This is a genomic window from Streptomyces sp. NPDC019443 (assembly GCF_044389785.1).
Lineage (GTDB): Bacteria > Actinomycetota > Actinomycetes > Streptomycetales > Streptomycetaceae > Streptomyces.
On the sequence record NZ_JBIRYJ010000003.1, the window covers coordinates 309,713 to 323,473 of the forward strand.

The window sequence follows — 13,761 nt, forward strand, 5'->3', positions numbered from 1 at the left end:
ATTGTCCAGGGCTGCCCGCCGTCGGGCCGCCTATCGGTGCCTGGCCAGTGCGCTGACGACCTCATGAGCAGTCCGGTACGTCCCCTGCGCCGGCAGCTCGCGAACGAGCTCGACGAGTCGGTCGGGGGCGTGGTGCCGCTCCAGGGCCTCCGCCAGTTCCCGAGGCCTGGCGGGGAAGGCCGTACGGCCCAGGTGCCGGGCCAGCTCGACCCGCAGCGCCTCCTCTGGCCCGAGTGAGCCGCGCGAGGGCACCGGACCCGATGCGATGTCCGGGTCGTCGTCCGCGGCGGGCTCGGGGTCGTGCCACTCCTCTACCCGGGTGGGGTGTCCTGACCGGAGCAGCCCCTGCAGTTCATGCTTCATCTCGTCATCTCTGCGGGCGCTGAGACGGTCGCTGCCTCGCTGCATGTTTCCCTCCTAGAGGGCTGGGACTGGTCCGCTCCGCATACCCGATCTGCCACCGGTAACACCAGCTGAGCGAGCATTTCGAGCCGGTGCGACCGCACACGTTTCCGTGCCATGGAGGCGGGCAGATGCGTCGTGTGCTTCGGACAGGAGGCACGCCCGTGGGAGCGAAGGCTCCGGGCGTGTCCTGCCCGCCCGGTCTCCCACGGTGAGAGCAAGCCCCACACCGGCGACAGAGACCTCTCAGGGAGCTCCGAGCATCATGCGCACCAACGCACACTCCAAGCACCCGCACTCCGATGCCCCCGATACCGCGAACGCCTTCCGCAGGATGGCCGCTCTGCCCGACGGGCCCGAGCGTGACCAAGTCCGTCAGGAAATCATCTGTGCCTGGTTGCCCATGGCGGACCGGCTCGCCGGCCGCTTCCGCAACCGGGGAGAAAACATCGAAGACCTCAAGCAGGTCGCGGCTCTCGGCCTGGTCAAGGCCGTCGACGGCTACGACCCCGCCCGCGGCAACGCCTTCGAGAGCTACGCCGTGCCGACCGTGGTGGGCGAGGTCAAGCGCCATTTCCGGGACCATATGTGGACCCTCCATGTGCCGCGCCGGGTCCAGGACCTGCGAAACCGGGTTCGGTTCGCCCGCCAGGACCTCGCCCAGACGATCCCCGGCCGCGCCCCCACCAACGCCGAGATCGCGGAGCACGCCGGAATGACGGAGGATGAGGTGCGCGTGGGGCTCGACGCGCTCGACAGCTTCACCGCTCTCTCCCTCGACGCCGAGCTGCCCGGCTCGGACGACGGCTACGCGCTGCGCGACACCCTCGGTACCGCCGACCCGGCGCTCGACGTGGTCGTCGACCGGGAAGCGGTCAAGCCGGGGCTGAGCCGACTGCCCGAACGAGAACAGCAGATCCTCTACCTGCGGTTCTTCCGCGACATGACACAGAGCAGCATCGCCGAGAGCCTCGGTATATCGCAGATGCACGTATCGCGGCTGATCAGCCGCTGCTGCGACCACCTGCGAGAACAGGTCATGCAGGACGCCGCGTAGCCGGGCGGGGTTTCCCGGCAAACAGGACGGGCAACCGCATCCCGGAAGGAGGAACTACGCCATGCCGCCCGCACCGGAATTCACAGCCGACCCCGCTTCAACAGCCCGTGAGCTGTCGAAATTCACCGAGCAGGCGATGCACTGCGCGAACGCGTGCTGCGGAGCCGTAGCCACCGTCGCGAACGGCAGCTCGGACCGTCGCTCGACGGCCACGCACCCGGATCTGACGGCGCTGCTCTCGGTGGAGCTGGCGTCGGGCGAGGGGCCTACGCCGAGCGCACTGGACGCGGGCGAGCCCGTGAGTGCTCAAGACCTGCTGACCGAGGACCGCTGGCCCGACTATCGCGCCGTCGCCCTCGATTCAGGCATCAGGTCCAGCGTGACGATGCCGTTCGGCCGGACCGAACTCGAGGTGACGCTCAGCCTGTACAGCTTCCAGCCCGGCGCGTTCGTCCAGGTCTCCCACCAGCCCGTGTACATCCTCGGCGAACACTTCGCGGAGGGGCTGGTGCGCGACCACTACTACCGGGCCGCTCTCGCCGAGGTGGACCAATTGGAGAGCGCGCTGCGCTCACGCCCGGTCATCGACCAGGCGAGCGGCATTCTGATGCATGTCATGGGGTGCGGTCCCGCGGAGGCGTTCGGGATGCTCCGTCGTCTCTCACAGCGCAGCAACCGCAAGCTGGCGGAGGTTGCCGAAGCCGTCGTACGCAACATGGGGAACGGCCTCGAGAAGGAACTGCCCGGACTCGCCCCGCCCCCGTAGCCTCAGTCTGCGGCCCTGCGACGGCGCTTCCCCAGTATCCATTTACCGAACGCTGCCAGCCGGGGATACCGTTCATGCTGCTCCCGTGTGACACGGTCCAGCTCCTCCATCAGGCGCCGGGAGCGATGTTCCGTATCCAGCTCGTCCAGGATCCGGTCGATCTCGGTGAGCAGCGCGCCTTGCAGCTGCCACTGGCTGGGGTGCCGCTGAATGTCCCGGAGCAGCAGCTGCGCCACCTCCTCGCGTTTGACGGCCGCTGCCGCGAGCTCCCCGGCCAGCCGGGCTTCCGCTGCCTCGGCGCTCTCGCTCACCTGCGTGGTGACCAGGACCGCGAAGCTGACGAGGGTGTCCGCCACATGAGCGAGCAGTTCCTCGACGGCGACTGCCACCTCGTGCGGGAACAGGGCTTCCTCTTCGCGTTTCTTGGCGAGGTCGGTGAATGTCCTGGCCAGTACGCGCAGGACGACCGCGCAGATCTCGAGGGTGTCGAGTCCGGTACGCAGGACGACGCGGTGCAGCAGTCCTTCCTTGACCCGGGGGTTGAGACGGAGGCTGTCCTCAGCCTGACGGAGCGCCGCGTCGACGTCGGCGATGTCGTTGTCGAGACGACGCGCTTCGTGCAGATGGGCGGCGGCGCGCTCCACCGGAGTGGGGCTGCGCAGTTGCTCGCCGATGCTCAGCAGCAGTCGGCGCATACGCCGGGCCAGGTCCTGGATGGAATCGCCCGCCGTGCCGACCCATACCGGGGGCACGAACAGAAAGTTGAACAACAGGCCGACCACGGCGCCGATCAGCGTCTCCAGCACCCGGTCCCAGGCGGTGTCCCCCACCCTCGTCACTCCGAGGACGAGCATGGCGCTGATCGCGACCTCTGGAACGAACTCGCTCACGCGCACGATCCGGCCCACGATCAGGGAGGCCAGGATGATCAGGCCGAGGCTCCACCAGGTGAGTCCGACGAGCGCGCTGAAGCCGATGGCGAGCAGCACACCGGCGACGACGGAGTTCACCCGCCGGACGCCTGTGGTGAGCGTGGAGTAGAGGGTGACCTGGACGACGAGCAGGGCGGTCAAGGGAGCGGTGAGGGGAGCCGGTTCGCTGCTCAGCTGCAGGGCGACGACGTAGGAGATGGTCGCGGCCGCGGTGGAACGAACCGTCTGGGCGACGGCGGGGTCCCTGGCGAGCTGAGCCAGCCGCGCTCTTAGTGAATCACGGACATCACGCACCCGTTGGTCCTTCCCGCTCGTCAGCAGGGCAGACCTGCCTGGCCGTGAGCGCGCCCGGGTCAGCGCCGCCTGGAGGTGCCGGTGGGGCTCTTGGCGGGCTGCGGGGTCGGCCGTACGCGACCGAGGTAGCGTTCCGCCGCAAGCATCGCTTCACGGGCCGTACGCTCGCCCATCAGCACACACAACGTATAGGCGGTGTCCTCGAAGCGCCTTCGGGCGATCCGGTCGTGCGGGGCGGCCAGAACGAGGTGTTCCTGGGCCCGGTAGCGGGCCATCACCCTTGCGATCACATCTGCGTCAGGCATCAACATCAGTGCCCTCCCGGAATGGGACCACCAGCAGGTAGTCGGGCCGGCACTCATTCTGATCCGCGGCGGTCACGTCCGCCATCCGTATGATTACTTTCAGTGACGATAGCCTATTCGGCCCTTGGCAGCAGCGGTCCAAGCGGCCCCAGATCGATGTTGAGGTCCCCCGGCTCAAGCCCGAATGTGTCCCGAAGTACGTCCATGCGGTCTTCGAGCAGCATCAGGGTCAGTCCGATCCGCTCCTCCTGGTCCTCGCTCAGGTCGCCTTGGTCGACCCGGCGCAGCGCCTGGCGCTCCATGAGCTGGCGGAGCAGTTCCACCACGGTCAGGACGAGCTTCGCGAGGTCGCGTTCGACCGTGTCGGGGTCCAGGTCCAGCCTGCGCGGGGCGCTCACGGGGACTCCTCCCACAGGGACGGGACCCGGGCGCTGACGGAGCTGATCAGGGCGTTGAGGTCGATCCGTACGAGATCGACGTCCGCTATCCGCAGAGTGAGGTTCCCGGTGATCACCACGCCTCCGGCGAGCAGCCGGTCGAGCAGATCCACCAGCGCGATATCGCGCTGGGCAAGCAGTGTCGGCCCGGTGACCGTCATCGGTCTCCCTCCTCGCCCGCGAAGGAGTACGGGGCCCAGGGGCCGGTCAGTTCGACCCGCAGGCCCGGCCGGTCGGGACGGAGCCGGTCCAGGCACTCGACGAAGGCCGTGCTGTCCGCGCGCTGGACGAGATAGGCGGCGTTGAGGACGTTGTGGCCGGGGGCTTTGGAGAGTTGGGCCTGCTGCGGCCGGTGCAGCACTCCGGCCTCTGCCCGCCGGGAGAGTTCCCCGTGCAGTCGCCGCGACACCGCGTCCGCCAGCTCCCAGGTTCCTTCGCGGGAACGGCGCTCACTCAGGCGCCGACGCAGATAGTCACGGCCGGTGGGTGCGGGGTTCGCCGGGCCGTCCGCCTCACGCACGGGTGTCTCGGCGTACACCTTCACGCCCCATTCGACGCGCCCGTCGAGCCGCTCCAGGGTGCGTACGAACCGGTCGCGCCCCGCGTCGAGCAGCCGGCGCACCCCGCTGTCGTCCCGGCAGACGGTGGCGAGCCGGAGCGGCAGCGGGCAGGTGACCGAGGTGAGGGCCGCGACCACGGCCTGGTGGGCGCGGGCGGTCCCGGTCAGCCAGTCGAGGTCCTCGAGCCGGGCGCGGAGCGGGATCTCGTCGAAGTCGTCGGCGCACACCGAGGACACGACCGCGACGAGGTCGCCGTGGGACAGCAGACGCGGTGGCTCGCCGACGACGCCGCGGAGGTCTTCGGGCAGCGCCCCGTCGAAGTGGCGGGTGACGGCGTAGACGTAGCGCAATTCGTTCATCCTGGATCCCTGCGTTCGCTCCGGGTCCCGGGGACCGATTCCAGTTCGGCGATGCGGCGCTGCAATCGCTCGTTCTCCACGGCCAGTTCACTGCGGCGCGCGCCACAGGAAAGGGCGGGATCGTCCTCCCACCAGTCGATTCCCATCTCCTTGGCCTTGTCCACGGAAGCGACGACGAGGCGGAGTTTGATCGTCAGGAGTTCGATGTCCAGGAGGTTGATGCGAATGTCGCCGGCGATGACAATCCCCTTGTCGAGGACGCGCTCGAGAATGTCGGCGAGATTCGCACCGTCAGAGGAGCGGTACGCACTGGGCAGGCCGCCGGCGACCCCTTCGAGTTGCCGGTTGTTCATCGTGTCTGCCTTCTGTTCTGAATGGTCTCCAGCCGGTCGAGGAGTTCGTCCTCGCGGCGGTCGAATTCGGCGTCGTCGATCTCCCCCGCCTCGAACCGCTCGGCGAGACGGGCGAGTTCGGCCTGGACGACCGACGGGTCGTAGTACCGCCGCTCCGCTTCCGCAACCACCTGGCGCAGCACCCACGCGGTGCCGCGCACAGGGGCTGTGGGCAGGAGCAGCAGCTCTCCCAGCAGGCCCATGGGTCACTCCACGAAGCTGTACGGCGGAAGCGGCCCGGTCACGGTCAGTACGAGGTGCGGCTGTTCCTGCCGTACGGCTTCGACGGCCGCCACGAACTCCGCGATGTGCTCGCCGTCCACGAGGAATGAGAGGTTCGTCAGCCAGCCGGTGCTCTGCGGACCGGCACTGACCTCCTCGGCCGCGCCTTCCAGCATCGCCCTCAGCAGATCGGCGTCCTGGGCCTCGCGCAGCCGCACGGCGGACGCGATCCGCTCACCGAGCTGCAGCTTCCCCTCGTACGAATCGTCGCCGCCGGACTGGCCCGCCTCGACCATGGCCCGCAGCTCGGGGTCGTCCGCGAGCACTCGGCGCAGGACAGACTGCTCGTCGTGGGAGGCCTTCACGTTGTATTCGCACTTGCCGTCGAGGGCCCCAAGCCGCTCGAGATAGTGGTCCTCGCGCTCGGCGAGAACGGCTGCCAGTGTCTCGTCGTCGGGCGAGAGGCCGCCGAAGCGCAGGGGAAGGACGGTGCCCTCCGCCCCCGCCTCCTGAATCACGTGCTGATGCGCGAGCAGATCGCGCCGTTTGGGCCGCAGGGTTTCGGGCGCATCGCTGACTAGAGCCATGAGCCGGCCCTGCAGCAGGACGCGCACGGGCCGCGGCGGATCACCGACTCCGCCCAGCTGCTCCGGAGGGATCGGGTGCGTGCTCCTGGCGATGCCGTAGACGTACGTACTCACTCCGTCTCCTCCTTCCTGCTGCGGGACGAGGTGCGCCTGCCGCGCGGTTTGGATTCGGTCTCCTCGTCGTGATCCTTTGAGAACGCTTCCGAGATGGTCTGTGCCGCGCCTGACAGGGCGCCCTTGGACTTGCCGCGGGCGCCGGACTCGGTGATCTCCCCCACCAGGTCGGGCAGGCCGGGGTCCTTGCGGGGCCCCGCCTCCAGGTCGAGGCGGTTGCACGCCTCGGCGAACCGCAGGTAGGTGTCGACGCTGGCCACCACGACCCGAACGTCGATCTTGAGAATCTCGATGCCTACGAGCGAGACGCGCACAAAGGCGTCGATCACGATTCCTCGGTCGAGGATGAGTTCCAGGACGTCGTACAGACTGCTGCTGCCACTTGGTCCTCCGGCCTGCTGTGCCGGCACAACCGTCATCGTTGGCTGCCTCCTTGTCATGTGGGTCGCGGGCGGGACGGGCCTGCGGAGTCCGCCCTCCCCCGTACGTAGCGACGGATCCTGCGGTAACCGGTCAGCTCGCCCTGGGGGTCGAGAGTCACCTCGTAAGTCGCAAGCAGGCTCGTCGTGTCGGGGATCCGGCTCAGTTCCAGCACTTCGATCTCCAACGACCAGCCGGCGTCGGTCTCCGTGAACGAGGAGACCCCGTCGGCCTCCATCCCGGTGAGCTCCGCCAGCTGTGCGCGCGCTCGGTGCGCCACCTCCAGCGGGCTCAGTTCTTCCGCCGCGCTCTGGTCCTTCTTGGCTGTGTTCTGCGATGAATTGGCCATGTCACCTCGGCGCTGCGGGTAACACAGTCGAGCCGCTCCAAACCTCAACTCATGGCTCGGCGTGCCGATGGGCGCCCGGCAGGGGAGAGTGGAAGGGACTACCGCCAACGGTGCGGAGGGATAAGATGCGCCCCGTCGCTGCTCTGGAACGGATCGCGTTTTTGCTGGAGCGCGCCGGTGCGGAGAGCTATCGGGCGCGTGCCTTCCGCAGCGCGGCCGCAGCCCTTGCGCAGATGGACGACGACGAGATCGCCCGGCGTGCGGCGGAGGGCTCGCTGGAGGCCGTCAAAGGTATCGGCCCGAAGACGGCGCAAGTCGTGCGGGAGTCGCTGACCGGCGATGTGCCGCAGTACCTTCAGCGGCTGGAAGGCGAGGCGCCCCCTGTGCCGACGGAGGGCGGACAGCAGCTGCGTCAGCTGCTGCGCGGTGACTGTCATCTGCATTCTGACTGGTCGGACGGTGGCAGCTCCATCGAGGCGATGGGGCTTGCGGCTGCCGCGTTGGGGCACGAGTGGGCGGTGCTCACCGACCATTCACCCCGGCTGACCGTCGCACGCGGCCTGTCCGCCGAGCGGCTGCGCGAGCAGTTGGACGTCGTGGCGGAGTTGAACCGGCAGTGGGCACCGTTCCGGCTGCTGACCGGCATCGAGTGCGACATTCTGGCGGACGGTTCGCTCGACCAGGAACCGGAGCTGCTCGACGAGCTGGATCTGGTGGTCGCCTCGGTCCACTCCGAACTGCGGATGAAATCAGCCGACATGACGCGGCGCCTGATCAAGGCCGTACAGAATCCGCTGGCCGATGTGCTGGGGCACTGTACGGGGCGGCTGGTCACCGGCAAGGGGCGGCCCGAGTCGCAGTTCGACGCGGAAGCGGTCTTCGCGGCCTGCGCCGCTCACGGCACCGCGGTGGAGATCAACAGTCGGCCCGAGCGGCTGGATCCCCCGCTGCGGCTGCTTCGACTCGCGGTGGCGGCCGGGGTCTTCTTCGCGATCGATACGGACGCCCACGCGCCGGGACAGCTCGAGTGGCAGATCTTCGGCTGCGCCCGGGCGGAGGCCTGCGAGGTGCCCCCTGAGCGGGTGATCAACACCTGGGGTGCAACGGACTTGCTCGCCTGGACGCAATCGCGCGACCGCCCGTACGTCTGACGGGCCGCCCCTGCCGCGCCCGATATGCGAGGGTAGAATCCGGTTCGCGATTGCACGGCCTCCCCGAGCTGGAGCAGTCATGATCATGCCCGAACAGGCGCCGCCCCCCGAGCCCCCGGCCGGGACTGATGACCTCTGTGCCGCGGTCGCGGAACTGACCGCCGAGGTCGCGGCCCTGCGAGGCGATCTCGCCCGCCGCCATCTGCTGGATCTGGCCGCCGGAATCCTGGTGGCCCAGCTCTCCACACCGCCTCCCGACGCGGCAGAGCACCTGGCCCGGCTCGCCGACTCCACGGGGATCGGCCCCGAGGACCTCGCGGCCGACATCGTGAACGCCGCATCCGGCACCGTGGTGGCCCACACCCCGGACGAAACGGAATCACCTGCGGATACACGGCGCAGGCGCAGGGCGGAGACGGCGGCGGAGTCCTTCGACACCATCGACGAGGTCACCGAGGCACTGCTGGAAAGCGGCCTGCGCCCGTTCGGCGCGGTGGCCCTGTTCCTGTGGCGCCGTACGACGACCGACTGCCTGCAGCTGGTCGGGCACGCGGGCGTCTCCGCGCTGGAGGCGTCCCACTGGCGGTGGATCCCCCCGGAGGCCAAGGGTGCACTGCACCGCGTCCTGGCGCGGGGTTCGCCCGACTGGCTCCCTGCGGGTCCGCCGCCGGTCGAGCGGCTTCCGGGGCCCGCTCCGGACGCTGCCAGAGCCGTCCTGCCGCTCTGGAACCATGGATCGGTCACGGGCCTTGCCCTGATCGTCTGGCCAGGTCCCGCCGACCTCGACGACCCTGTGCGCCGGACGCTCACGGGCCTGATGGACACGGCCGCCCGGATGCTCGACGTGGGTCCCCAGGAGGCCGCCGCCGAGCCGCCGCTGCTCGGCCCGCTGCTCGACCTGCTGACCCATCCGGCCATGACTCTGCGCGCCGACCCCGGCACGTCCGTGCTGCGCGTCGAGTACCTCAACCCGGCGGCGCTGCAGTCCTCCGGGGGAGTTCACGGACCGGTGGGGCGGCCACTGGCCCAGGTGTTCCCGGCCGCCCACGCCCATCTCGTACGTCTGGTGCAGACCGCGCGGTCGGGCGCGACCCCGCAGCGTGCGGCGCGAATTCCCGCGGAGCTGCGTCCCGGCGGCCCCGACCCGCTGCTCGATGTACGCGTACTGCCGGTCGGGCCGGACCGCAGCATTGTGCTCTGGCACGCGGCAACGGATCCCGGCCTGGCTGTGGTGCGGATCCTCGATCACCTCGAGAATCTGGGGCCCTTCGAGGACGACCTGGTCAGCGGCGAGTCCCGCTGGACGGACGAGACGTACACGATCTTCGGGCTGCCGCCGGGCACCGCGCCGATCCCGTTGCGGCTGCTGGGGCCGAGACTCCATCCCGAGGAGGCGGACGCTCTCGATGACCTGCTCGTCGCTCTGATCGAGCGCCGGGTGGGCGCGCAGACCGTCGTGCGGACGGTCCGGGACGACGGTGGGCTGCGTCATGTGCGCATCGCCGCCGAGCCGTTGCTGACGGGTGGTGTCCTCACCGGCATCACGGGCATCTATCAGGACGTCTCCGCGCAGCACCGCACCGAGCTCGCGCTCACCGCCGCGTTCGACCAGCTGACCGCCGCCCAGGCGCAGGCCGCGCTCCGCCACCAGGTCGTACTCCAGCTCCAGCGCGCGATTGTCCCGGAGGGGCCCGCGCTGGAGGGGCTGCCCGGTCTCCAGGTCGCGGCCCGCTACCGGCCGGCGGCCCAGGAATACCGCGTCGGTGGCGACTGGTACGACGTACTGCCGCTGCCCGACGGCCGGATCCTGCTGGCGGTGGGCGACATGGCCGGCCATGGCATCGAGTCCGCCACCGGCATGGTCTCGCTGCGCAACGCGCTGCACGGCCTGGCCTTCACGGGCAACTCCCCCGGCCGGCTCATGGAATGGCTGAACGACCTCGCGCTGCACATGGACGGCAATCCGACCGCGACTGTGGTCTGCGGCATCTACGAACCGGCGGACCGGTCCCTGTGCTGGGTGAGCGCCGGCCATCTGCCGCCGCTGCTGCTGCGCGACGGGCGCGCCCAACTGCTCGACGCCCCGCACAACATCCTGCTGGGAGCTCTGCCGCGCGCCATCTACACACAGACCATGACGCGGCTGCTTCCCGGGGACACGCTGCTGCTCTACACCGACGGGCTCGTCGAGCGGCGGCACGCGGGGCTGGACGAGAGTCTGGCCGTCCTGCGGCGCGCAGCCGAGCGGTTGGCGCCCGGCGGCGTCGACGAGCAGGCGGACCGGCTGCTGCGCGTCGTCACCGGCGATACGGACGACGACACCAGCCTGGTCGTCCTGCGCGTGTCCTGAAGGCTCCCGCTGAAGGCTCCCTGCGCGCGTCAGGCGCCCAGCCATTTGTGGATTCTGGCGATCAGCTCGTCCGCGTCGACGGGCTTGGTGACGTAGTCGTTGGCTCCGACGGCCAGCGTCCTGGCCCGGTCGCCGGGCATCGCCTTGGCGGTCACCGCGATGACCGGGACCTCGGCGAAGCGTGGCATCTCCCTGATCGCGGCGGTGGCGGAGAGCCCGTCCATGCCGGGCATCATCACATCCATCAGGATCAGCTCCACGTCGCCGTGCGCGGCGAGGAGCTCGATGCCGGCTCGGCCGTTGTCCGCGCGCAGGACGCGCATGCCCTCGCGCTCCAGGATCGCGGTGAGCGCGAAGACGTTCCGCTCGTCGTCGTCCACGATCAGCGCCACCCGCCCGGTCAGCGTCGGTTCCTGCGGACGGGGGCCGCCCTCCTGCCGCCGCCCAGTGACGCTCGCGGCCTGCTCCTTCGGGCGACCGACGCCGCCGACCGGCAGGTAGAGCGTGAAGCTGCTCCCCTCACCGATCCTGCTCGTCACCCCTATCTCGCCGCCGAGGAGTTGAGCCACTTCTCGGCTGATGGACAGCCCCAGTCCCGTACCGCCGTAGCGCCGTCCTGTGGCCAGATCTCCCTGCTGGAATGCTCCGAAGATCGTCTCCAAGTGCTGTTCGGCGATGCCGATTCCGGTGTCGGAGACTCTGAACGCGAGTGCTGGGTGGCCGCGCAGGGAATGCGCCAGCTCATCGTCGTCGGCGTACTCGACGCGCAGCTCGACCCGTCCGTGCTCGGTGAACTTCATGGCGTTGGAGAGCAGATTGCGCAGCACCTGCCGCAGTCGCGCCTCGTCGGTGACGACGGCTTCCGGCATGTTGGGCGCCCTGACCACCTGGAACTGCAGGTCACGTTCGCTCGCCAGGGGCCGGAAGGTGATCTCGACGTAGTCCAGCAGCCGGGACAAGTTGACAGGTTCCGTATGGACGTCCATCTTGCCCGCCTCGACCTTCGACAGGTCGAGGATCTCATTGATCAGCTGAAGCAGATCGGAACCCGCGGAGTGGATGACTTCGGCGTAGTCGACCTGCTTCTCCGTCAGGTTGCCCTCCGCGTTCTGGGCGAGGAGCTGGGCGAGGATCAGCAGGCTGTTGAGCGGTGTGCGCAGCTCGTGGCTCATGTTGGCCAGGAACTCCGACTTGTACATCGACGTACGCGAGAGCTGGAGTGCGCGGGCCTCGATCTCCTGACGGGCGGCCTCGATCTCCAGGTTCTTGCCTTCGATGTCCCGGTTGCGCTCCACCAACAGCGCTGCCTTCTCCTCAAGTTCGGCGTTGGAACGCTGCAACTCCTCCTGGCGCGACTGGAGCTCCTGGGACCGGGTGCTCAGTTCGCTCGTCAGGCGCTGGGACTGCTCGAGCAGCTCGTCCGTACGGGCGCTGGCGATCAGCGATTTGACGATGACGCCGACCGTTTCGCTGAACCGGTCGAGGAAGTCCCGGTGGATGCCGGTGAAGGGCCGCAGCGCCGCGAGTTCCATGACTCCGAGCACCTGGCCTTCGACGACGATCGGCAGCACGATCAGGGTCGTGGGCTCGGCCGAGCCGATACCGGAGGACATCGTCGCGTATCCGGGCGGCAGATGGTCGACGGTGAGCGTACGCCTGCTGCGCGCCGCCTGGCCGACCAGCGATTGTCCGAGCCGGAAGCGGCGCGGGGGCTTGTCCGGGCCGTCGGGGCCGCCGTACGAAGCCATCATGACGAGCTCGGTGTCGCGCCCGTCGGGCGTCTCCTGGGCCAGGAAGAAGGCGGCGTAGGGCGCGGAGACCAGCCGCGGCACCTCGTCCATGATCAGCTCAGCGACCGCGGAGAGGTTGCGGCTGTCCTGCATCGATGAGGAGAGACGAGCCAGATTGGTCTTGAGCCAGTCCTGCTCCTCATTGGCGCGGGTGGTCGCGCGCAGTGACTCGACCATGGCGTTGATGTTGTCCTTGAGGTCACCGACCTCGCCCGGAGCCTCCACCGTGATGGAACGGGTCAGGTCACCCTCGGCGACGGCGCTGGTCACCTCGGCGATGGCACGCACCTGCCGGGTCAGGTTTCCGGCCAGCTCGTTCACATTCTCGGTGAGCCGCTTCCAGGTGCCGGAGACACCCTCCACCTCGGCCTGGCCGCCCAGCCGGCCCTCGCTGCCGACCTCGCGGGCCACCCTGGTGACCTCGGCGGCGAACGACGACAGCTGGTCGACCATGGTGTTGATGGTGGTCTTCAGCGTGAGAATCTCACCGCGCGCGTCGACATCGATCTTGCGGGTCAGATCACCCTCCGCGACGGCCGTGGTGACCTGGGCGATGTTACGTACCTGATTGGTCAGGTTGTTCGCCATGGAGTTGACGTTGTCGGTGAGGTCCTTCCAAGTACCCGAGACGCCCCGTACCGTCGCCTGACCGCCGAGGTTTCCTTCCGTGCCGACCTCGCGGGCGACGCGCGTGACCTCCTCCGCCATGGTGGACAGCCGCTCCACCATCGTGTTGATGGTCTCCTTCAGCTCCAGGATCTCCCCGCGGGCGTCGACTCTGATCTTCTGGTCGAGATCACCCCGCGCGACCGCGGACGCGACCTGGGATATCGAGCGGACCTGAGAGGTGAGGTTGTCGGCCATCGTGTTGACGCCGGTGGTGAGCTCCAGCCATACGCCGCTGACCTGGGGGACGCGCGCGTGGCCGCCGAGTCGCCCTTCGCCGCCGACTTCGCTGGCGACCCGGGTGACCTGGGACGTGACCAGGGACAATTGGTCAACCATCCCGTTGAAGACAGCCGCGATCTCGCCGAGGAGCTCCGCCTCGTCGTCCGGCAGCCGGTGGGAGAAGTCGCCGTCACGTACTGCTGTGAGCCCCGCGAGCAGTTTCCGGAGCCCTTCTTCGCTCAGTTCCGCCGATGGGCGACCGAGCCGTTCACCGGAGGTGTGCACAGAATCCATCGCTGACCTCGCCTGCTACGACCGACGACACGTCCACTCTCGCACGTGGGGGTGTGACGGACACCCCGGAGCCAGCCGCTCCCCACAGGGGC

16 protein-coding genes are annotated in these 13,761 nt (G+C 69.0%); 4 read left to right on the forward strand and 12 right to left on the reverse strand.

The window, feature by feature from the left end:
* Positions 1 to 30: 30 nt before the first annotated feature.
* On the reverse strand, positions 31 to 408 hold the full coding sequence (locus tag ACH492_RS11790) for a DUF2795 domain-containing protein (RefSeq protein ID WP_398985292.1): 378 nt from the start codon (positions 406 to 408) through the stop codon (positions 31 to 33).
* Between the two features lie 259 nt (positions 409 to 667).
* Between ACH492_RS11790 and ACH492_RS11795 the strand changes: the two genes are divergently transcribed.
* Together ACH492_RS11795 and ACH492_RS11800 are read left to right on the forward strand one after the other, a co-directional pair.
* Positions 668 to 1,459 (forward strand): RNA polymerase sigma factor SigF, encoded by a 792-nt coding sequence (locus ACH492_RS11795; RefSeq protein WP_398985294.1) that lies wholly within the window; start codon positions 668 to 670, stop codon positions 1,457 to 1,459.
* A 61-nt stretch (positions 1,460 to 1,520) separates the two neighbouring features.
* Positions 1,521 to 2,225: an ANTAR domain-containing response regulator gene (locus ACH492_RS11800; protein ID WP_398985296.1), complete on the forward strand. Its 705-nt coding sequence runs from the start codon at positions 1,521 to 1,523 to the stop codon at positions 2,223 to 2,225.
* Positions 2,226 to 2,227: 2 nt separating this feature from the next.
* Here ACH492_RS11800 and ACH492_RS11805 read toward each other — a convergent pair whose 3' ends face one another.
* The 10 genes from ACH492_RS11805 to ACH492_RS11850 form a co-directional block, all read right to left on the reverse strand.
* Positions 2,228 to 3,451, reverse strand: a complete 1,224-nt coding sequence (locus tag ACH492_RS11805) for an aromatic acid exporter family protein (RefSeq protein ID WP_398985298.1) — start codon at positions 3,449 to 3,451, stop codon at positions 2,228 to 2,230.
* Positions 3,452 to 3,510: 59 nt separating this feature from the next.
* Positions 3,511 to 3,762: a DUF5133 domain-containing protein gene (locus ACH492_RS11810; protein WP_398985300.1), complete on the reverse strand. Its 252-nt coding sequence runs from the start codon at positions 3,760 to 3,762 to the stop codon at positions 3,511 to 3,513.
* A gap of 107 nt (positions 3,763 to 3,869) precedes the next feature.
* Positions 3,870 to 4,154 carry a gas vesicle protein K gene (locus tag ACH492_RS11815; protein WP_398985302.1) on the reverse strand — a complete coding sequence of 95 codons (285 nt, stop codon included), beginning with the start codon at positions 4,152 to 4,154 and terminating at the stop codon, positions 3,870 to 3,872.
* On the reverse strand, positions 4,151 to 4,354 hold the full coding sequence (locus ACH492_RS11820; protein WP_398985304.1) for a gas vesicle protein: 204 nt from the start codon (positions 4,352 to 4,354) through the stop codon (positions 4,151 to 4,153). Before ACH492_RS11820 ends, ACH492_RS11815 begins: the two co-directional genes overlap by 4 nt.
* Complete coding sequence (locus ACH492_RS11825; RefSeq protein ID WP_398985306.1) at positions 4,351 to 5,112, reverse strand: GvpL/GvpF family gas vesicle protein; 762 nt, start codon at positions 5,110 to 5,112, stop codon at positions 4,351 to 4,353. The genes ACH492_RS11820 and ACH492_RS11825 overlap by 4 nt, the downstream gene beginning before the upstream one ends.
* On the reverse strand, positions 5,109 to 5,465 hold the full coding sequence (locus ACH492_RS11830; RefSeq protein WP_398985308.1) for a gas vesicle protein: 357 nt from the start codon (positions 5,463 to 5,465) through the stop codon (positions 5,109 to 5,111). The genes ACH492_RS11825 and ACH492_RS11830 overlap by 4 nt, the downstream gene beginning before the upstream one ends.
* Positions 5,462 to 5,707, reverse strand: a complete 246-nt coding sequence (locus ACH492_RS11835; protein WP_398985310.1) for a gas vesicle protein GvpG — start codon at positions 5,705 to 5,707, stop codon at positions 5,462 to 5,464. Before ACH492_RS11835 ends, ACH492_RS11830 begins: the two co-directional genes overlap by 4 nt.
* A 3-nt stretch (positions 5,708 to 5,710) precedes the next feature.
* Positions 5,711 to 6,427 (reverse strand): GvpL/GvpF family gas vesicle protein, encoded by a 717-nt coding sequence (locus ACH492_RS11840; protein WP_398985312.1) that lies wholly within the window; start codon positions 6,425 to 6,427, stop codon positions 5,711 to 5,713.
* On the reverse strand, positions 6,424 to 6,846 hold the full coding sequence (locus ACH492_RS11845; RefSeq protein ID WP_398985314.1) for a gas vesicle structural protein GvpA: 423 nt from the start codon (positions 6,844 to 6,846) through the stop codon (positions 6,424 to 6,426). Before ACH492_RS11845 ends, ACH492_RS11840 begins: the two co-directional genes overlap by 4 nt.
* A gap of 17 nt (positions 6,847 to 6,863) precedes the next feature.
* Positions 6,864 to 7,196, reverse strand: a complete 333-nt coding sequence (locus tag ACH492_RS11850) for a gas vesicle protein (RefSeq protein ID WP_398985316.1) — start codon at positions 7,194 to 7,196, stop codon at positions 6,864 to 6,866.
* Between the two features lie 125 nt (positions 7,197 to 7,321).
* Here ACH492_RS11850 and ACH492_RS11855 point away from each other — a divergent pair, with 125 nt between their 5' ends.
* On the forward strand, positions 7,322 to 8,347 hold the full coding sequence (locus tag ACH492_RS11855; protein WP_398985319.1) for a PHP domain-containing protein: 1,026 nt from the start codon (positions 7,322 to 7,324) through the stop codon (positions 8,345 to 8,347).
* A 79-nt stretch (positions 8,348 to 8,426) separates the two neighbouring features.
* A complete protein-coding gene (locus ACH492_RS11860) occupies positions 8,427 to 10,697 on the forward strand; it encodes a SpoIIE family protein phosphatase (protein WP_398985321.1) in 2,271 nt (756 codons plus the stop codon).
* A gap of 29 nt (positions 10,698 to 10,726) precedes the next feature.
* Here ACH492_RS11860 and ACH492_RS11865 read toward each other — a convergent pair whose 3' ends face one another.
* Complete coding sequence (locus ACH492_RS11865; protein ID WP_398985323.1) at positions 10,727 to 13,669, reverse strand: HAMP domain-containing protein; 2,943 nt, start codon at positions 13,667 to 13,669, stop codon at positions 10,727 to 10,729.
* Positions 13,670 to 13,761 lie beyond the last annotated feature (92 nt).